The 19,815-nt window shown below is 42.4% G+C and carries 14 protein-coding genes; 8 read left to right on the top strand and 6 right to left on the bottom strand.

The genetic code is table 11. The features are described from left to right. Positions 1 to 83: 83 nt before the first annotated feature. From tyrS to BUC07_RS06750, 3 genes are all read left to right on the top strand, one after another. Positions 84 to 1,376, top strand: coding sequence for a tyrosine--tRNA ligase (gene tyrS, locus BUC07_RS06760; protein WP_073167673.1), 1,293 nt, complete (start codon positions 84 to 86; stop codon positions 1,374 to 1,376). Positions 1,377 to 1,443: 67 nt separating this feature from the next. Beyond that, positions 1,444 to 2,394, top strand: a complete 951-nt coding sequence (locus BUC07_RS06755; protein WP_073167670.1) for a Wzz/FepE/Etk N-terminal domain-containing protein — start codon at positions 1,444 to 1,446, stop codon at positions 2,392 to 2,394. Between the two features lie 3 nt (positions 2,395 to 2,397). After that, complete coding sequence (locus tag BUC07_RS06750) at positions 2,398 to 3,852, top strand: O-antigen ligase family protein (RefSeq protein WP_073167668.1); 1,455 nt, start codon at positions 2,398 to 2,400, stop codon at positions 3,850 to 3,852. 63 nt (positions 3,853 to 3,915) lie between these two features. Here BUC07_RS06750 and BUC07_RS06745 read toward each other — a convergent pair whose 3' ends face one another. The 5 genes from BUC07_RS06745 to BUC07_RS06725 all read right to left on the bottom strand — a co-directional run bounded on the left by BUC07_RS06745 (position 3,916) and on the right by BUC07_RS06725 (position 10,057). Continuing rightward, positions 3,916 to 5,250 carry a TolC family protein gene (locus tag BUC07_RS06745; RefSeq protein WP_073167665.1) on the bottom strand — a complete coding sequence of 445 codons (1,335 nt, stop codon included), beginning with the start codon at positions 5,248 to 5,250 and terminating at the stop codon, positions 3,916 to 3,918. A gap of 99 nt (positions 5,251 to 5,349) precedes the next feature. After that, the gene (locus BUC07_RS06740) at positions 5,350 to 6,474 is read right to left on the bottom strand and encodes an efflux RND transporter periplasmic adaptor subunit (protein ID WP_073167662.1); all 1,125 of its coding nucleotides are present in this window, start codon (positions 6,472 to 6,474) and stop codon (positions 5,350 to 5,352) included. A 45-nt stretch (positions 6,475 to 6,519) separates the two neighbouring features. Further along, complete coding sequence (locus tag BUC07_RS06735) at positions 6,520 to 7,788, bottom strand: ABC transporter permease (RefSeq protein WP_073167658.1); 1,269 nt, start codon at positions 7,786 to 7,788, stop codon at positions 6,520 to 6,522. A gap of 130 nt (positions 7,789 to 7,918) precedes the next feature. After that, entirely contained in the window at positions 7,919 to 9,181 is a 1,263-nt protein-coding gene (locus tag BUC07_RS06730; RefSeq protein ID WP_073167655.1) for an ABC transporter permease, read from the bottom strand. Positions 9,182 to 9,331: 150 nt separating this feature from the next. After that, entirely contained in the window at positions 9,332 to 10,057 is a 726-nt protein-coding gene (locus BUC07_RS06725; protein WP_073167651.1) for an ABC transporter ATP-binding protein, read from the bottom strand. A gap of 461 nt (positions 10,058 to 10,518) precedes the next feature. On the opposite strand from BUC07_RS06725, the gene BUC07_RS06720 reads away from it, so the two are divergent. The 3 genes from BUC07_RS06720 to BUC07_RS06710 all read left to right on the top strand — a co-directional run bounded on the left by BUC07_RS06720 (position 10,519) and on the right by BUC07_RS06710 (position 15,001). After that, positions 10,519 to 12,057 carry an NAD(P)/FAD-dependent oxidoreductase gene (locus tag BUC07_RS06720; RefSeq protein WP_073167649.1) on the top strand — a complete coding sequence of 513 codons (1,539 nt, stop codon included), beginning with the start codon at positions 10,519 to 10,521 and terminating at the stop codon, positions 12,055 to 12,057. A gap of 58 nt (positions 12,058 to 12,115) precedes the next feature. After that, positions 12,116 to 14,401, top strand: coding sequence for a hypothetical protein (locus BUC07_RS06715; protein ID WP_073167646.1), 2,286 nt, complete (start codon positions 12,116 to 12,118; stop codon positions 14,399 to 14,401). Positions 14,402 to 14,554: 153 nt separating this feature from the next. Continuing rightward, complete coding sequence (locus tag BUC07_RS06710; RefSeq protein ID WP_073167643.1) at positions 14,555 to 15,001, top strand: polysaccharide deacetylase family protein; 447 nt, start codon at positions 14,555 to 14,557, stop codon at positions 14,999 to 15,001. Here BUC07_RS06710 and BUC07_RS06705 read toward each other — a convergent pair. After that, the gene (locus tag BUC07_RS06705) at positions 14,980 to 17,169 is read right to left on the bottom strand and encodes a KamA family radical SAM protein (RefSeq protein ID WP_073167639.1); all 2,190 of its coding nucleotides are present in this window, start codon (positions 17,167 to 17,169) and stop codon (positions 14,980 to 14,982) included. The genes BUC07_RS06710 and BUC07_RS06705 overlap by 22 nt on opposite strands. Positions 17,170 to 17,477: 308 nt before the next feature. On the opposite strand from BUC07_RS06705, the gene era reads away from it, so the two are divergent. Both era and der read left to right on the top strand, forming a co-directional pair. Then, positions 17,478 to 18,362: a GTPase Era gene (era, locus tag BUC07_RS06700; protein WP_073167636.1), complete on the top strand. Its 885-nt coding sequence runs from the start codon at positions 17,478 to 17,480 to the stop codon at positions 18,360 to 18,362. Between the two features lie 134 nt (positions 18,363 to 18,496). Next, the gene (der, locus tag BUC07_RS06695; RefSeq protein WP_073167633.1) at positions 18,497 to 19,807 is read left to right on the top strand and encodes a ribosome biogenesis GTPase Der; all 1,311 of its coding nucleotides are present in this window, start codon (positions 18,497 to 18,499) and stop codon (positions 19,805 to 19,807) included. Positions 19,808 to 19,815: the final 8 nt, after the last annotated feature.

The following is a 19,815-nucleotide window of genomic DNA, read 5'->3' as shown; positions in this document are numbered from 1 at the left end:
CTCCTTCTTATTTTGTAAATAAAGTAACCTGTAAAAGGGCGACATTTTATATCTTTGCGCAAATTTTGCAAAAAAATAGTTGAATGAATTTTGTTAAAGAGCTGGAATGGCGCGGGATGTTGCAAGGCATGATGCCCAGGACCGAAGAACAACTTTCCAAAGAAATGACGGCAGCCTACGTGGGAATCGACCCCACTGCCGATTCGCTGCATATTGGGCACCTGGTAAGTGTAATGATGCTGAAACATTTCCAGCTGGCGGGCCATAGGCCCATTGCACTGGTTGGCGGTGCTACGGGAATGATTGGCGACCCGTCGGGAAAATCGCAGGAGCGCAATCTTTTGGATGAACCCACACTGCGGCACAATCAGCAATGTATTCAAAATCAACTCGAAAAATTTCTCGATTTTAAAAGCGATGCGCCTAATGCCGCAGCTTTGGTGAATAATTACGACTGGATGAAAGAGTTTTCATTTCTGGAATTCATCCGCGATATTGGCAAGCACATTACGGTGAATTACATGATGGCCAAAGACAGTGTAAAAAAACGGCTGGGCGAGGAGTCGAAATCGGGAATGTCGTTTACTGAATTTACCTATCAGCTGGTTCAGGGATACGATTTTCTGCATTTGTACCAAACCCAGGGTTGCAAACTACAAATGGGCGGTTCCGACCAGTGGGGGAATATTACCACGGGAACAGAGCTGATTCGCCGTAAAACCGGTGGCGAAGCTTTTGCCATGACCTGCCCGCTGATTACCAAAGCCGACGGCACCAAATTTGGCAAAACCGAATCGGGCAACGTGTGGCTCGATCCGGAGCGGACGTCACCCTATAAATTTTACCAGTTCTGGCTCAATACTTCCGATGAGGATGCCGAACGCTACATTAAAATTTTTACGCTGCTAAATCAGGAAGAAATTGAATCCTTGGCCAGGGAACACCGCGAAGAGCCCCACCGCCGGCTGCTTCAGAAGAAACTGGCCGAGGAAATTACCATCATGGTGCATTCGAAAGAGGATTATGAAATGGCCGTGGAAGCTTCGCAAATTCTTTTTGGGAAAGGCACTGCCGAACAGCTCCGCAAACTGAATGAGAGTACATTCCTTTCGGTTTTTGAGGGAGTTCCACAGTTTTCAGTTTCTAAAAGCGAAATCGAGGCCGGAGCAAATGTGATTGATTTGCTGGCCGAAAAAACACAGGTTTTCCCATCGAAAGGCGAATTGCGCCGGACAATTAAAGGGAACGGCCTCAGTATCAACAAAGAAAAAGTAACCGATGCCGAAGTGGTTATTGGGAAAGAGTTTCTGATTGGCGATAAATATATCCTAGCTCAAAAAGGGAAAAAGAATTATTTCCTCCTAATTGCCGAATAATGCGTTAAACAATACTAAAAATGGCTCCGGTTCGTTCCATAATTGCTATCAAATAGAAACCACATTTATGAATAATTTTTTTGATAATCAGCGTATCCTTCAACTGATTTGGAGGCGGAAATTTCATTTTGTAATTGTTGGAGTTGTTGCCATTGTATTGGCGGCCATTTTTTCGGGCCCGGCATTTATCAAACCCAAGTATAAATCCACCGCGCGAATTTACCCCACCAATCTTTGGGTGCTGAGCGAAGAGTCGGAATCGGAGCAAATGCTTGAAATTATCAACTCGCGCGATATCAAGCTGAAAATGTTCGATGCTTTTCAGCTGGATGAGGTGTATAAAATTAACCGCGACGACCCGCATTACCTTACGTATATGCTCGACATTTACAACAAGAATGTGAGTGCAGCCAAAACCAAATTTGAGACAATTGAAATACAGGTACTGGATTATAACCCACAAAGAGCCAGTGATATGTGTGATTCTATTGTCGCGTTTTACAACAAGAAAGTGAGGGAAATACATAAGGCCAAAGACTGGGAAATGGTGAAAATTTCAAAAAACGGCCTGGAGAAAAAATATAACGAGTTAGATACACTGACAGCTCAACTTAACCTGGTACGTAAAGAATACGGAATACTGGATTATAAAAGCCAGGTAGAAAAAGTGACTGAAGGCTATATGGAAGCGCTTGCCAGCGGACGGACTTCCAGTTCAAATACCCGGGAAATCAGAGATTTGTATGATAATCTGGCTGAACAGGGAAGTGAAGCTGAATGGCTGGAGAACAGGCATGAATTTTTAATAAATGCCATCGATTCGCTGACCACCCAATATGAAACGCACCTGAGTGAATATGAAAAAGATATTACCTACGCTCATGTGGTTGAATACCCTGTTCCGTCCGACAAAAAATCGTACCCGGTGCGTTGGCTGATTGTGGCTTTTTCTGCGTTTTCGGCCGTATTTGTTGCCTTGCTGGTTTTTCTTGTTCTCGATTACCGCAAAAAAGACTAACTTTTGTTTCGCAGTAATGCCATAAAAATTACCCTTTTTTACCTCATCTCAATAAGTTTTATCTTGTTGAATATCTATTTTGTGGTAAAAAGAGATTCGCTGATAATCAATGCACTTCCGGCATTGCTTGCTGTTTTTTTGCTGGTAATCTTTTCATTCGATAAACTGATTTATCTCGTTGTATTTTTTGCCCCGCTTTCGCTCCCGCTTAGCGAAGTAATGCCCGGGTTGAGTTTCGATATGTTTCTCCCAACCGAACCTATTTTGTTTGGCTTGCTGATTCTTTTTCTGCTGAAAATTATTCATGAACGAAATTTCGACCGCGATATCCTTACACATCCGGTTTCATTGGCCATTTATATTAATTTGATATGGATATTGCTCACCAGCCTGACCAGCACTATGCCGGTTGTTTCCATTAAGTTTTTGCTGGCCAGAATCTGGTTTGTGGTTTGCCTTTACCTTTTAACAGCCAAAATTTTTAAGGGTGGCAAAAAAATGGAACAATATGTTTGGTTGTATATTATTGCATTTTTAGTGGTTATTTTTTACGCAACCTACCGGCACTGGGGTTACGGATTGTGGGACAAGCAGGCCGCACATTATGTGGTTTCACCGTTTTATAACGATCATACTTCATACGGCGCTGCAATTGCCATGTACCTGCCATTTGCCATGTTGTTTGCCTTTAGTAAACAGTATTCCAAAAAAATACGAAATGCAGCACTGGTAGTGTTGGGAATATTATTTATGGCTTTCATTTTATCCTACAGCCGTGCAGCCTGGGTGAGTATGATTGCAGCCCTTATGGTTTGGGGTTTTATTAAGCTGAAAATCCGGTTTCAGCCCATTTTTATTACTGCCATTATTGTGATTGCGCTGGTTTTTTCATTTCAACACCAGATTGTAATGCATCTCGAACGCAATTCCGATGAATCGTCGTCCAATTTAACCGAGCATTTTTCTTCCATATCAAATATTTCATCCGATGCCTCAAACCTGGAACGGCTCAACCGCTGGGGATGCGCCATCAGAATGTTCAAAGAAAAGCCGGTGTTTGGTTTCGGACCGGGCACTTACATGTTTCAGTATGCCCCTTTTCAGCTGAAAAAAGAACGTACAATAATAAGTACCAATGCCGGCGATAGAGGAAATGCCCACAGCGAATACCTCGGGCCGCTTTCAGAATCGGGGGTGCTGGGGCTGGTCACTTTCCTGATTATTTTGATTACTGTCCTTTACACCGGAATTCATGCCTATGGCCGGTTAAAGGATCCAAGACTGAAAGGAATTGTGCTGGCAGCCATTATCGGGTTAGTTACTTATTACGTGCATGGATTCTTAAATAACTTCCTGGATACCGATAAATTGTCGGTTCCGTTTTGGGGGTTTACCGCCATGATTGTGGCGGCTGATATTTATTCGAGACGCGAAGCAAAAGCAGTTGAAGAAAAATAAAAACCCGCACTTTCTGCACGGGTCTATAAAATTATTCATTTCAGAAAACCACCGGGCTTTCGTTTACAATTCGATAGGCACGCCGTTGTAGAAGTCCAGGATTTTGGCGCGGAAAATATACTCGTACCTGGCTTGCAACAGTTCCGACTGCGCTGTGGTGAGGTTATTTTTACTCTGGTTGTATTCCACGGAATTAACCATTCCCACGTTAAATTTTTCTTCGGTATAACGAAATGCTTCGCGGGTTGATTCAACGGCTTTTTCACTCGACACATAGCGGTTGAGTGCTGCCAGCGCATTGGTATAAGCCTGTTCAATATCTTTTCGCAATAAATTTCGGGAAGTTTGCAGCTGGTATTCGTAATCGGTAATTTGCAGTTTGGCATTGGAGACGCCGTTTTTTACCTGAAAGCGATTGAAAATTGGGATGTTCAGGGTGAATCCAAATCCATACCGGCTGTTACTTTTTAGTTGTTCGCCAAATGGCAGCTGTTCAAAGTCGCTGTTCATAATATTGTAATACTGGTTGTTGTAATTTGCCCCAAAACTCAGGCTGGGGTACCGATTTCCTTTCACAATATCGAGCTGGCGTTTGGCGCTTTCAACCCTGAGCCGTGCGGCTTCTATTTCGGGGCGTATTTTCACTGCTTCCGAAAATACATCGAACGAATGGGCCATGGTAACATTGGCTTTTACCTCAGGCAAAACGGGCGCTTTAATTTCAAAACTTTTTTCAACAGGCAGTTCAAGCAGTTGGTACAAATTCAGGTAAGCGAGCTTCACCCGGTTTTTGTCGTTTACCAGTTGCAGCTCTTCGCGGGCCAGCTGGGCTTCAATTTCGAGCAGGGCGCCGCGAGCCAGGCTTCCGGCTTCAATCAGTTTTTGAGTGCGGTCAATTTGTTGACTGGTCACTTCAATTTGTGCCTCGGCAATCTGTGCCAACTCTTCGGCAAATAATATTTCGAGGTAGGCAGCGGCAATATTCAGGATAATATCGTCTTTGGTTTTTTCCAAATCCTGAATGGCAGCCTGTAAATCGAGCCGGCTTTGTTCAATGGTTTTTTGCAACGTAAACCCGTTAAACAGCGTGATGTTTGAGTTCACATAACCGGTTAATTGTGTTGAGTTTACATTCTCATATACGTTGTCGTTATTCAGCGAACGCCCGTAACTGAAATTGTTTGACGCACCGGCATTCAGGTTGGGTAGCCTGTCGGCCCGTGCCTGGTTAACCTGGTTGCGGCTGTATTGGGTATTCAGTTCCTGCCGTTTTATTTGAATGTTATTTTCCAGTGCATAATCGATGCACTTTTGGAGCGTCCACTCTTCCTGGGCTTCCGAAACAGTTGAAGCGCCGAAAAACAGTACGGCGGTAAAAAGTATTATAATCCTGTTCATTTTTCTATCGATTTTTTCCGATGATTTCAAAAATATGTTTTGCAGTACTTCTTTCGTAATTTTGAGCTAATTTAAATAAATCAAACTGAACTACCTACGTTAACCCTGGCTGGTTTCTTCTTCTGTTGCCTTTGCCGGATCTATTTTTTCTCCTTTTACTTTGTCGTCTTTTGTCAGGCCGCTTTTAATTTCAATGTTAATGCCATCAGACAAGCCGGTTTGTACATATCGTTTTTCAAATTGCTGTTCCTCGCCGTTTTGAACTTCAACAAACGATGAGTCGTTTTCAAATTTCAGCAATCCTTCCGGTATCACCAGCACATCGTCTTTCTGATCGAGAACAATGTTGGCATTGGCACTGTACCCGGCGCGGATAAACTGATTGTCTTTCAGCTGAACGCGCGCTTTAATTTCAAACTGAATGGCGCCGTTTTCTTCCACACCTTTGGGCGAAATGTATTCCAGAATGGCCTGAAATTTTTCTTTCTCGATGGCGCCAATTTCCATTTCAATGGGCATTCCTTCACTGATTTTTCCCACTTCGGTTTCATCCACTTTGCCTTCAAAAATCATATCGCTCATGTCGGCCACGGTGGCAATGGTTGTGCCGTCGTTAAACGTGTTCGACTGGATAACCGAATTGCCTTCCTCTACCGGAACATCGAGCACCATTCCGTTAATTGTTGAACGCACCAGCGTATTAGTCGATTCGGCAGCCTTTTTTGTTACACCGTTTTTAATTAATTCGAGGTTATTTTCCGCAGCAGTCAGTTCTTCTCTGGCTGAATCGTACGTCACCTTTGCATTTCGGAGCTCTTCGTAAGAAATTACATCCTGGTCGAAAAGTTTTTGCTGACGTTCATAATCGGTTTTGGCATCTTCAAAACTAATTTTTGCCCTGTTCAGGCGTGTTTCGGCCGAATTGAGTGTTACCATGTCGGGTATAATTTTGATGCGGGCAATTACCTGGTCTTTTTTTACCCGTTCGCCGGGCACAACAAACAGTTCATCGATAATGCCCGAAACCTGCGGTTTAATTTCAATTTCGAAACGTGGCACTACCGAGCCGGTTGCCACGGTTTTCATTACGACATCGCTCACAAACGGATTTTTTGTTTCGTAAACTTCCGGTTTCTTTTTCGATTTTGTATAGAGGAAAAACAGCGTTCCTCCAAATGCGCCTATCAACAGCACAATTCCGATAATTTTGAATACTTTTTTCATCTCCTTGTAGTTTAATTGTTTTCTGAATTCTTTATTCTGATTTTTTTACGTTTTCTCTTCACGAATGGCATCGATTGGTTTAATTCTTACGGCCCGCCGGGCAGGAATAAATCCGGCAAAAATACCTGAGAAAACCAATACGGTAAGCGCTGAAACGGCCATTTTGAAACTGATTTCAGGACGGCGGAAAAATATCTCATCGCCGCCCGACTCGAGCGCCATGTTCAGCAGTTCGAGCAAACCTACTCCCAGCGTAAGGCCCACATAACCTGCCATTACGGTCAGGAAGACACTTTCGGTTACAATGTGCAGCATCACTTTGCCGGGAGTGGCCCCTATGGCGCGTTGGATACCAATTTCCTGGGTACGTTCGCGGATAATGACCATCATGATGTTGCTAACGCCAATAACTCCTGCAAGCAGGGTCCCGATTCCCACAATCCAGGTTAAAATCTGGATGCCGCTAAACAAGCCTTTGTATTTTATATATTCCACTTCGAGGTTAAACGACCCGATCGCTTGCATGTCGTCGGGTGCCACATGGTGACGGGCTTTCAGCAATTCTTTCAACCGGTTTTCGAGCCCGCTCACGGGTACGCCGGATTGCGAGGTAACCGAAAAGAAATGAACCACATCTCCCATATTGTAAGTGCGCTGCATGGTTGAAAACGGAATCATAATGGCTTCGTTTTTTTGGCCGCCGTTGAATGTGATCCGGGTTTCGGGATGCACCACACCCACTACCTGAAAATAAACGCCATTGATTTTGATATACTCCCCAATCGGGTCTTCTTCTTTTTCAAAAAGCACTTCTTCCACCCGTTTACCAATAATGCACACTTTGCGGTTTTGCAAAATATCGATTTCATTCAGCAACCGGCCTTTCACCGGGGTCCACGGATCAATTTTAAAATAATCGGGGTAATCGCCAGTAATATTGAACGCTCCGCTTTTTTCGTCCCTGATGGTATTGTCGCCGCTGTAAGTGTTGGGGCCAAAAAGCCGGGGCGACAAATATTCCACATCATTTATATGGGCTTTTATGTATTCCATATCCGAATTTTCGTAATTCCAGTTTCTGCCGCGCTGAAATCCTTTGTGAGGTTTGCTGGTACGCTCGGTCCAGAAAAATGCCGAATTGGTGGCAAATGATTTGATGCCGTCCATAATTCCGTTTTCGAGGGCTTTGCCTGCCCCCGACATGATGATAAGCATAAAGATTCCCCAAAACACCCCGAATGCAGTCATAAAACTGCGCAGCCGGTTTTTCTTTAAGGCGCTTATTATTTCTTTCCAAAGATCTAAATCGAACATATCTTTAAGTTTCAAGTTCCATGTTTCAAGTTTCGGGTTCAGGTTCCCGATGTGACTAATTAATCTTAATCATTCTTTTTCTCCAGTTCTCCTTCCGCCAGCGGCGGAGGTTAGGGGAGGCTCCACTCCTCTATTCATCACGCAGTGCTTCAATCGGTTTTATTCGGGCAGCCCGTTTGGCGGGAATGTACCCTGCCAGTGCGCCTGAAAATATCAGCAGTAACGTGGCTGAAACAGCCACATTCAAATCGACAGTCGGATTGCGGAAAATGATATCGCCGTTTCCGCCGTTGGTGCCTGCCGAGGCTGCAAATTGCTGTTCAACCAAAAAATTGATTCCTTCCATTAGTCCGGTTCCCAGCACCAGTCCAATGTATCCGGCGATGGTGGTAATCAGGATCGATTCGAGCAGAATTAAACCCACTACCGACCGGGGGCTGGCACCTATTGCCTTGCGGATGCCAATTTCCTTGGTGCGTTCTTTTACCACAATCAGCATAATGTTGCTCACGCCTACCACTCCGGCAATCAAAGTTCCGGTGCCAATAATCCAGATGAATATTTTAATGGCCTGGAAAATTTTCATTGTCTCCAGGTAGTTTTCAAGTTTGTTGTAGGAGCCAAGCGCTGAACGATCTTCCGGATCGAATTTATGTTTGCGTGCCATGGCAGTCCGCACTTTTTCTTCAATAACCTTACTTTCCTCAATTGAACCGGCATTGATGGTAAGTGCAAAATTGTGCAGCCGGTTGGCACCGTTAAACACTTTTTGCCCGGTGGTTACCGGAAGATACGCGTTGCGGTGGCGTGTGCTGCCACCTTCGCGGCAAATGCCAACCACTTTGAAAGGGATGTTATTAATTTTTACATATTCGCCAATGGCTTCCTTCCCTTTGAACAGCGCATCGTAAATGTCTTTTCCAAGCACTACCGACTTGCGGGCCTGGTTGATATCTACCGGGTTGATGAACCGTCCGTTGGTTATTTCTATCGATTCCACATCTTTTAAATCGGGGTGGCAGGTAACTGCGGTGTATTCTCCAAATTCGTTGTTGTACGAAAAAAGGTTGCCCGAAATAAAATACCTGCCCGACGCTTTGTCGATGCCTTCCAGGTCGCTGATAACATCATAGTCGGCGTTGGTGAACCTGATTTCGCGGTTCTCTTTCATCCCCTGGTACGGCACGCTTGTCCGCCCGCTCCACAACCACATGGCATTTACGGCATCTCGCATAAAATTTTCAGCCACTCCATTGCTCAGTCCGTTTCCGGCTCCCAGCAAAATCATCAGCATGAAAATCCCCCATGCCACGGAAAATCCGGTGAGGAAGGTCCGCATTTTATTTTTTTTGATGGTGGCAATAATTTCCTGCCAAATATCTAAATCGAACATGTTGTTTCAAGTTTCAAGTTTTCCCGAAGGAATGCCTTCGGCACGCGTTTCGAATTCCGAGTTTCAGGTTTCAGGTTGAAGATCCCTGAACAAGGTTGACAGCCACCGGTCTTCTTTCTTCCTGCTTCCATCTTCCCGCTTCCCGCTTCTTCATGCAATTTCCAGTTCTTTCCTGTACTGATGTTTCCACTCTTTCAGGTCACCATTTTTAATGATTTCGGAAATAACTCCGTCTTTTAGGCGGACGATTTTATGGGTCATGGCAGCAATGTCGTGCTCGTGCGTAACAATCACCACCGTTATTCCATCTTCATTAATTTCTTTCAGAATATCCATCACTTCGTAGGACGTAGTGGTGTCGAGCGCGCCGGTGGGCTCGTCGGCCACAATAATTTTGGGCCGGGTAATCAGCGAGCGTGCAATGGCTACCCGCTGTTTCTGGCCGCCCGAAAGTTCGTTGGGCATGTGGGTTGCCCACTGCAGCAATCCCATTTTTTCGAGGTATTCCAGCGCAATTTTGTTTCGTTTTTTCCGGTTAACTCCCTGGTAGTAAAGGGGAAGTGCTACGTTTTCCATGGCGTTTTTAAACGAAATCAGGTTAAACGACTGAAATACGAAACCCAGCAGATCGTTCCGCAATTTTGCCGCCTTTTTTTCCGACATGTCCCGAATCAGCGTCCCATTCAGATAATACGAACCCTCTTCGTAATTGTCGAGGATGCCAAGAATATTCAGCAGGGTTGATTTCCCCGAACCCGACGAACCCATGATCGATACAAACTCTCCCCGCCCGATTTCAAGGTCGATGCCTTTTAGTACATGCAGCGGGCTGTTGCCGGTGACATAAGACTTGTGAACATTGTTAAGACTAATCATAGCTTTAATTGTTTTTTGTTTTTCTGAAGGAGCTCTTTCACTGAAGATTTCCTTCGTGGCTTTTTCCTGCGGCTAAACAGGTTCTGTTTTCTGTTTTAAAATTCCTAATTTCCTGTCAATTGGCTTAATTTATTCGACAAACAACCTGTTCTTTTATGTGAAAAACAGGTTTTATCAGTTTTTCAAATTGAAGCAATTTCTTTTTATGGCTTTGAAGCAATTTTCCTTAATTAATTTGTGAGACGTGCTATATTGCGAACAGTTACAAATTTTCTGCTTCGGAAGTAAATTGCCTGAATAAAATGATAAATCAACAATAAAAGAGTGAGTAGTAATATTTGCCTGATAGACAGGTGTTTTTGCCTAACGAAGGTAAAACGATTCATTTTTTCAGGGAATAAAAAATTCTTCTTTTTGTAAAACAGTTTGATTATTTACTTTTGAGTTGAAACTTTTTCAAGATGGGATTTAAAACACTTTCTTTAAAACTGCCAACTAATTTTACACCAGAGCAACTGAGGGAAAAAATCGGAAGGCAATTACGTATTCGTGATTTTTCTTTTCAGATGGAGCATAAAAGCCTGGATGCACGCAAAAAATCGAACATTTTCTGGCAGGTAAGAGTAGTTGTTAATTCGCCCGAAATAAAAGGAGGTGATGCACCGGCAGATGAAAAATTAGAAATTCCGTTCCGGAAAAGAAGAGAACAGGTAGTTGTAACCGGAAGCGGCCCGGCCGGGTTTTTTGCTGCCCTGGTTTTACAGAAAGCAGGTTTCAATGTAACCATAATTGAGCGTGGTTCGGAAGTGGGTAAACGTGCGAAATCTATTGCTGCTTTCGAAAAAAACGGAAAGTTCGATGCTCAAAACAATTATGCTTTTGGCGAAGGCGGTGCCGGCACATTCTCCGACGGGAAACTCACTTCCCGTTCCAAACGTATTTCAAAAGAGAAAAAATTTATTACAGACAATTATATTGAAGCCGGCGCACCGGCAGAAATTGCTTACATGGCGCACCCCCACCTCGGAACCGACAATCTAAGAAAAATAGTTAAAAACCTGCGGGTGAAATTTGAAAATCTTGGAGGTAAAATTCTTTTTGAAACGCTGTTCGAGGATATCGTCATTAAAAATTCCAACGTTACTGAAGTCAGCACAACAAAGGGGAATTTGTCTGCAGATGCACTGTTTGTTGCTCCGGGTCATTCGGCTTATGAAACTTACCGAATGCTAATGCAGCGTGGCATTCAGTTTCGAACCAAAAATTTTGCGATAGGTAGCCGGATGGAACACCGGCAGGAGATTATTAATTTGGCGCAATGGGGCAAAGAAAAATTGCCCGGTGTAAAAGCGGCGGAATACCGGCTCACATCACAGGCCGACGGCAACCACCCGGTTTTTTCGTTTTGCATGTGCCCCGGCGGAACCGTGGTACCGGCTGCTGCCTACCCCGAAACCAACATAGTAAACGGCATGAGTTACTACCGCCGAGGCGGGCAATTTGCCAATGCCGCCTGCGTAGCCGGTGTGCATCCAGACGAACTGGCCGGAAAAACCGTTTCGCCTTTGGAAGCGCTTGAAATTGTTGAGAATCTGGAAACGGCTTTTTACCGGCACACCGGAAGTTACCGCGCCCCGGCCTGTAGCATTTCCGGTTTTTTGAAAAACCAGAACAAACAATCGTCGTTCGAGAGCAGTTACCCGCTGGGATTGGTGGCAGCGCCGTTGTGGGAACTGCTGCCAGAAACGGTTGTGAAATCGATGCAGACTGGGTTAACTGATTTTATCCGGAAAATGCGTGGTTTTGAAACCGGTAATTTAATCGGATTGGAAAGCAAAACATCATCGCCCATCCAGGTATTGCGCGAAAAAAATGGGTTGTGCACCGGATTTGAAAATCTGTTCTTTATTGGCGAGGGAAGCGGTTACGCAGGCGGAATTATTTCGAGTGCTGCGGATGGGATTAAAGCGGCAATGGGGTTTGCAGGAACTACCAAATAAATGAAAGATATTTCTTATTATAAATTTTGTAGTTTTATAAAATTTAACAGTTATCCTAATGAATCTTATTGAAATCTGTATTGCGTTTATAGTTGCCATTGTGAGTATTGGAACACCTTTGGTATTTGATGCAATTTCAAAATTTGATGATAAATATCGCTCAGAAGAAATTCTTGATTTTTTTGAATTTAAGAGTAAGAAAAAAGTATTTCAAATAATTTTAGTTTGGATTGTAATAATGATTGGTATATACATAATCATTTCAATTTTTGCTATTTACTCAAGGGTTCAATTTTTAAATCTTTTAATTATATGGTTTTCTTATTTGATTTTTACTTTGTCATGTGTACTTGTGGGTTTATTTATTCATTTTACATTCACGACAATAAAGTTTAGTAGGCCGACGTCTTTGCAAAAACTACTTATTGAAATAAATACTATGAGTTTGGATCCTAAAAATAGGACAACAACTCGCCGAAGATTATTTGGTAAAGCAGATATAGATTCTTTTGGATTAATTACAGACTTTTCCATAAATACAATTCAGAGGAAAGATTTTCCTAATTTTCAAAAATTGATTAATCATTTTATTGATGTTTATAATAAGACCTTCATTGCACAAAGGCAAATACCCGAAAAGTTTTATGAAACCGGATATAAAATCACGAAAGTATTAGCAACAGAAAAGGATAGAGATTTCATTTTATTTAAAAAATTTACGATAGATTATCTTTGGTTATTTGACAATTTAGATGATACTACTTATGATTGGCTATGGCAAAATTTAATAACAATTGTCGAAAATGGGGAAGATGAAATGATTTTTTATTATTGGAAACGTGCATTTCGCCATTTTGAATACAATCTCCGTAGAATCAGTCCCACCTACATTCAGGGAAGTTTTAAGCACGCAAATCAGGAAGAAATAGATAATAGAGACAAGGAAAGAGTTGAGTTTATTAATTTTCATTATTATCTGGGTGGTTTATTACTTTACGAAAACCGGATTGAATGTATCCGAAAAATCTGGGACCATACAAACAGTCAACCTCCAAGATATCCTTTATTGCCATCGACAATGGATGAAATTTTTAACCGTTATTTTGAATTTTGCAAAACGTTTGATCAGAAATTATGGGAAAAAGCCTTAAGGTTCAGATTTCCCAGAGTTGATTCAGTAAACTTTGATTGGATTATTCATAGCTGGACTCGCAAATACTTAATTTTGCTTTTCCTTAGGCAATATACTTTACCTCGGTATTATGTCTATGAGGAATTTTTAAGAATACCAGATTTGCCAGAAACACAAGCAGAAAAAAAACATTGGTTAGATAATATTCAGAATTTTAAAAATAGCTTAAGAGATATTTTGGATAATACAGAGCAATTAAAAATATTAAGATTGGACCATATTAATCCTGAATGGTGCGAAAAACACAAAAATCTTTATCCCATTGAATTTTTAGACACATTGAAACAAAAATTGGAACATGATTTTAATAGAGCGAAAAAGCAACAACAAATTTCACCTGAAAAGAAAAAAGCATTTTTAGAAAGCAGCAGAAATACTATTAATAAAACCTTTAAGGAGTACAGTTCAATTCTAAATAATTTAGACATTAAGGATTCTTTTAATTCCGTTTTAATTAATGGAGAATCACAATTGTTTGAAAAAAGTGATTTTGCAGATGACCAAGAATATACAAATTTGAATTATGATACTTTCCTTCCACAAAAAATGAAAAGAAAAATCCAAATCAGGATATCAGAAAGTTTTGCTTTTGTAACTACTCAAAAATACTTATTAGATGAAAACGATTTATTTCCTGCTATCGACAGACTTAATATTTTCAAAGAGTCATCTGATTTTATTATTGTTCCATTCAAAATAAATCTAAACTACTACATTGAAGTGTTAAAAATCTCTCATCTGACTTTTGGAAATTATCGAAAAGTAAAGATTCAGCATTACTGGCCATGTAATTCAGACTTGGTTGGAAATACATTTTTTATTCTTAGAAAATCGGATTTACCTCAGTTAGTCTTTAATGAGCCAATTCACGATTTAAAAGAAGAATTTGAAGAAAGGGAACAAATAATACCTGACAAGAAAATTTATGCTTCTGTAATTGACCTTTATAAAGAAAATAAGATTAGAGAAATAATAGAACAACGTAGTAGCCAAAAAGATTTAGAAGATAAAGTTTTTGCTCTTATAGAAATGAACGCTGAAATACGTTGGAAGAAAAATGCCAAGGTAATTGCGTTAAGAGTTGCTTCGGCTCATGAAAATGTGGGAATTTCCAATAAACTGGAAGAGGTAAAACCTTTTGATGAAATATAAGATTCATAACAGTCACAGGTTCATGTTTGTATTCCTGACCATTCTGTCAAACCTGACTTACAGGTTATTTTCTATCACCTACAATAAATCAACTTCAGCTGGTGAGTGGTTTGGGCTAAAACTTCTTATTTTTGAAGATCAAATAAAAACACGATGAAGAAATTTTGTCATTTTGCATTTTTTATTCTTCTGATAATTTCTGTTTCGAAAATGACTGTTGCCCAGTTCTCCTGGCCCAACGCCAAAGCTGCGGTTGTTTTTACTTACGACGACGGGCTGGACTGCCACCTTGATGTGGCTGTTCCGCAACTGGATGAATTCGGGTTTAAAGGAACGTTTTACTGCACCGGCAATTCCCAAAGTTTGTACAACCGGACGGATAACTGGCGCAAAATTGCCCTAAACGGCTACGAGCTGGGCAACCACACGCTTTTTCATCCATGTAACGGGGAACAGTTTGATTGGGTAAAACCTGAATTTGATCTGAATAAATACACCATTGACCAATTGCTGACCGAATTGAGAACAGCAAGCACTTTGCTGAAAGCGATTGACGGAAATGAAAACCGGACTTTTGCTTATACCTCCAGTTCCAAATGAGTTAATTCATCTGAAATTTCGAAATCGTATTCCGGGTATTCGTACATGGGCATGCGCGGTTCCGTTTCGCCCAGTGAGTAACCATAAACGCCTTCATATTCTTTTGTTTTTTCACCCATATCGTACAACTGCCGCAGGTATTCCGATATTGATTTCGACTCGATAACAATAACTTTTCCCATATCGTCGATAATCGGGCTGTGGTTACGTGTGCGGTCGTGATCGAACTCCAGGATGCGCCTCCCGTAACGGGTGATTCCAATGGTACGGAATGTAAGACTTTTCCCAACACCAGGGAGGTTCATAATGTTGCGGTCGGTGGCAAGGAAAGGTATTGCGTGTTTTTGGCGCAAAGCATCGATATTTTCGGTTAATTTTTCAGCGTCGTGGGTAAGTGTGCGCAGTGTTTCCATTTCGTCCTGCGGAAGCTGTCCAATGTATTTTTCTTCCAGCTCTTCCTGCACAGCACGTGCATTAGGAGTAAAGTTGGCGCTGTTTTCCTTAAATCCTTTCACCGTAAATGTATAATAGGTGAGAACGCCAATATCGTTCAGTACTTTACGCAATTTTGCTGAATGACCCCTTCGTGAGGCAGGTGCTGTAAAAACCAGCTGGTTGGTTACCGACCAGCCAGCGCTGAGCAACATTTCAACAGCCTTTTTTGCTTCGGGTGTTACTTCCATTGGCGATTCAAAATGGGTTTGAATAACGAACTGTTTTATTCCTATTTCAGCAGCTTTGTGTTTGAAATCGGCCAGAATATCCACCAACTCGGGAGTAATCCGTTGCGGAATGTAAACAGGCAGCCGTGTGCCAATTCGTATTCGTACAATCTCTGCATATTTTTCGCGGTCAGGCCGCTGTTTGTTTTCTTCTTTTTTCCGGAGGGCCATGTTATACACTTCATCCAGAATATTTTTCAGGCTTTTGTCAGAACTCATCAGCGCGTCGCCGCCGGTAATCAGGATATCGCGCAACTGGGCATCGTCTTTAAAATAGTCAAGCAGATTGGGCATCCGTTCGCTCCACGATTTTTCAGGCTTCAGGTTTTTCAGGTTGAAGTTGTAGTGGCCGTTCTGGAACTCGTACATCCGCTGGCAGCTGGCACACAACCCGCCACACGCGCGGCCCACGGTATCGGGTACAAAAATGGCCACCTCGGGGTAGCGCCGGTGAATGTTATGTGACGACGGCAGCAGCCAGCCCGCTGCGTTGGGTTTGCCGGGTTGCACTTTGTCCTCTTTCTCCCAGGCTTCGATGAGGCCAAATTCCTCAACCAGCTGTTTGCTGTAAACAATGTAACAGCGAATAGCCAAATCACCGCCCACCGCAAACCCAGGGGTTTGAACATTTAAAAGCGACAGATAATATGGATTAACAAAAAACGGAATGCCTTTTTTCTCAGCTTCGTATAAAATGTCCATTGTGTCGGGGTCGAGGGAGTAATCGAGCATTTCGTTCAGCAGCCCGGGTGAGCGAACTGCAAATTTCAGGTGAAAGCGGCTTTCGTTCCACCACTCCAGCATCTGTTCCTTTTTTTCTTTCGGCGAAAGATTGGGATCAAACTTGTAGCGGCCTGTAGTTATCTCGCCATTGTCAATTTTTTCAATTAATATTTTTATAATCCGGTCGCGGTTTTGTCTTCTCAGCTCGGCAATGTTTTTATCCGTTCCGGCGGGGTAGCGTTTCATCCACTTTTCAATTTCCGCGCGTTGCGGAATTTCAGGTTTTAATTTACCATTCAGCTGGCGGAACAGGCGAAGCATATCGTGAAAAAAATCGGGTTTGGCGCCCCCAATTCCGAAATTGGTAGCCAGCCACATCATTTTTATGGGGTTGGTAACCGCCATTTCACCGTGAATATTCTGGTCGGGATAAGCTTCTCCGGCATGTTCAATATAATCCAGCAAACGGATGGCTGCAAAATCTTCCCAGTTCAATTGCTGAAAAAGCTCATGGCTATGGTCCTTTTTTTTGTAGAATGCCTCTGCTGCCGGGTTTTTTTTCAACATCGGACGCACCCACTCTTTTATGGCTTCCATAGCCTCTGTTTCGTTAGCCGAACTGCGCAGAATTTTTTCCAGTACCGGGTTTTCTTTCAGAATTGAAAGTAGAATTCTGCGAGCATGAACATTAATTGCTATTTTATCAAGGTGTTTTGTATCCATTACCGAATTTTTTAATCAAACGTTTGTTTTGAAAATAGCAAAAAAATGGGAAGCGTCAAACCACAAGGGCGTTGAGGCATGTTTTTTAAATACTTTTAACAAGAAAAATAGCACACTAACATTAATAACTGCTTCGTTTTTTAAAATCGGTTATTGAAATTCTTTACAGGTAACACAATTCAATTATCTTTGCGCTGATTTTTAGTGAATTGTGACATCCCATCCAAACTACACCTTCAACAAAGGGAAAAAGAAAACAGGGGAGCGGTTAAAATTGATTTGAAACAGAAATTTGATACAATAAAAATATGGCACATAAAGCTGGTTTTGTAAATATAATCGGGAATCCAAACGTGGGTAAATCCACTATAATGAATGAATTGGTGGGAGAAAAATTGTCGATTATTACCAAAAAAATGCAGACCACAAGGCACCGCATAAAAGGAATTGTAAACGGCGATGATTTTCAGATTGTATATTCCGATACACCCGGAATTTTGAAGCCCGGTTACAAGCTGCAGGAAACCATGATGAAATTTGTGGATTCGGCACTTACCGATGCCGATGTGATTTTGTTTGTGACCGATGTGGTGGAACAGCCCGATAAAAATCCGGAGTACATTGCACGCATCCGCAAATCGAATATGCCGGTAATTGTGCTCATCAACAAAATTGATTTGTCGGACCAGAATGAGGTAACCCGCCTGTTTGACTACTGGAGCGAGGTATTTCCCGGAGCCGATATTTTTCCTGTTTCTGCCCGCGAAAAATTTAACCTGGAACCCGTGTTAGCCCGCATCCTGGAACTGCTGCCCGAAAATCCCCCGTTTTTCGGAAAAGACCAGTTCACCGACCGCAGCGAGCGGTTTTTTATGCAGGAATTTATCCGCGAAAAAATATTGCTGGCCTATCAGAAAGAAGTCCCTTATTCGGTTGAAATTGAGGTGGAGTCATTTAAAGAGATGGAGGAAATTATTCATATTGAAGCCGTAATTTATGTGTCGCGCGAAAGCCAGAAAGGAATTATAATTGGCAAAGAAGGCAAAATGCTGAAAAGAGTGGGTTCCGAAGCCCGTGCCGATGCCGAGGAATTCTTCGGCAAAAAGATATTTTTGAAACTTTTTGTGAAAGTGGCCAAAGACTGGCGAAATAAAGACCGTGCCCTGAAAAATTTTGGGTACGATGCGTATTAAATATAGCACCGTGCTTCAGCGCGGTGAAAATAAAACATCAATGTTTATGCGAATCCATTTTTTCAAAAATGGATAAAGCAACTGAGTTGAATATCATGACACCGCGCTAAAGCACGGTGCTAATTTTAAGAAAAATGAGCAACAAAATATTAGCGATAGTAGGCCGCCCCAACGTGGGCAAATCCACATTTTTTAACCGGTTGACCGAATCGAGAGAAGCTATTGTAGATGAGATGTCGGGCGTTACCCGCGACCGCAATTACGGCAAGGCCGAGTGGAACGGCAAAGTGTTTTCGGTAATCGATACCGGCGGTTATGTGGTGAATTCCGACGATGTATTTGAAGCTGAAATTAACAAACAGGTCCACCTGGCTATCGATGAAGCCGATGTAATTCTTTTTGTGGTGGACGTGGAATCGGGAATTACCGACCTCGACGATGCCATTGCAGCTATTCTTCGGAAAAGCAGGAAAAAAATAATTGTTGCTGTCAACAAGGTGGACAACAACCAGCGCATTTTAGATGCACAGGAATTTTATGGTTTCGGTCTGGGCGAAATATTTTGCATTTCATCCATGACCGGCAGCGGCACCGGCGATTTGCTCGATCAGGTAATTGAAGCTTTCGATTTTTCCGGAGAAGAGGAAGAAGAGCATGAATTACCCTATTTATCAGTGGTGGGCCGCCCCAATGTGGGGAAATCTTCTTTTATCAATACCCTGCTCGGCGAGGATCGCTACATTGTAACCGATGTGGCAGGCACCACTCGCGATTCCATCCACACCCGCTTCAATAAGTTCGGGCACGATTTTGTGATTGTAGATACCGCCGGCCTGCGCAAAAAAGGGAAAGTTCACGACGATATCGAATTTTATTCCGTGCTGCGTTCGGTACGTACCATCGAAAAATCGGACGTTTGCATGTTGCTTGTTGATGCCACCCGCGGCATGCAGGCCCAGGATGTGAATGTGTTTAACCTGATTGTACGAAATAAAAAAGGGGTGGTGATTTTGGTGAACAAGTGGGACATTATTGAAAAAGATGGTTACTCAACCCGGAAAGTGGAAGAACAAATCCGCGAACGAATCGCCCCGTTTACCGATGTTCCCATTTTGTTTGTTTCAGCAAAAACAAAACAACGGGTGCACAAAGCACTTGATTTTGCCATTCAGGTTTATAAAAACCGCAAAAACCGGATTAAAACTTCCAAGCTGAATGAAGTGCTGCTGGAAGCTGTTGAGAATTATCCGCCACCCTCGGTAAAGGGGAAATTCATTAAAATTAAATATGTAACCCAGTTGCCGTCTCAAACACCGTCATTTGCACTTTTTGCCAACTTGCCGCAATACATTAAGGAACCCTACCGGCGGTACATCGAAAACCAGATTCGCGCAAATTTCGATTTTAAGGGCGTGCCTATTCAGGTGTATTTCAGGCAGAAGTAAACTGTTTT

The sequence above is a fragment of the Tangfeifania diversioriginum genome (genome assembly GCF_900141875.1).
Classification (GTDB): domain Bacteria; phylum Bacteroidota; class Bacteroidia; order Bacteroidales; family Prolixibacteraceae; genus Tangfeifania; species Tangfeifania diversioriginum.
This window is presented reverse-complemented; position numbering and strand designations above follow the sequence as displayed.

Excerpts from the sequence above, each read along its gene's own strand:
- tyrS (WP_073167673.1), top strand. The coding sequence starts at position 84 with ATGAATTTTGTTAAAGAGCTGGAATGGCGCGGGATGTTGCAAGGCATG.
- BUC07_RS06755 (WP_073167670.1), top strand. The coding sequence starts at position 1,444 with ATGAATAATTTTTTTGATAATCAGCGTATCCTTCAACTGATTTGGAGG.
- BUC07_RS06745 (WP_073167665.1), bottom strand. The coding sequence starts at position 5,250 with ATGAACAGGATTATAATACTTTTTACCGCCGTACTGTTTTTCGGCGCT.
- BUC07_RS06740 (WP_073167662.1), bottom strand. The coding sequence starts at position 6,474 with ATGAAAAAAGTATTCAAAATTATCGGAATTGTGCTGTTGATAGGCGCA.
- BUC07_RS06735 (WP_073167658.1), bottom strand. The coding sequence starts at position 7,788 with ATGTTCGATTTAGATCTTTGGAAAGAAATAATAAGCGCCTTAAAGAAA.
- BUC07_RS06730 (WP_073167655.1), bottom strand. The coding sequence starts at position 9,181 with ATGTTCGATTTAGATATTTGGCAGGAAATTATTGCCACCATCAAAAAA.
- BUC07_RS06725 (WP_073167651.1), bottom strand. The coding sequence starts at position 10,057 with ATGATTAGTCTTAACAATGTTCACAAGTCTTATGTCACCGGCAACAGC.
- BUC07_RS06720 (WP_073167649.1), top strand. The coding sequence starts at position 10,519 with ATGGGATTTAAAACACTTTCTTTAAAACTGCCAACTAATTTTACACCA.
- BUC07_RS06715 (WP_073167646.1), top strand. The coding sequence starts at position 12,116 with ATGAATCTTATTGAAATCTGTATTGCGTTTATAGTTGCCATTGTGAGT.
- BUC07_RS06710 (WP_073167643.1), top strand. The coding sequence starts at position 14,555 with ATGAAGAAATTTTGTCATTTTGCATTTTTTATTCTTCTGATAATTTCT.
- BUC07_RS06705 (WP_073167639.1), bottom strand. The coding sequence starts at position 17,169 with ATGGATACAAAACACCTTGATAAAATAGCAATTAATGTTCATGCTCGC.
- era (WP_073167636.1), top strand. The coding sequence starts at position 17,478 with ATGGCACATAAAGCTGGTTTTGTAAATATAATCGGGAATCCAAACGTG.
- der (WP_073167633.1), top strand. The coding sequence starts at position 18,497 with ATGAGCAACAAAATATTAGCGATAGTAGGCCGCCCCAACGTGGGCAAA.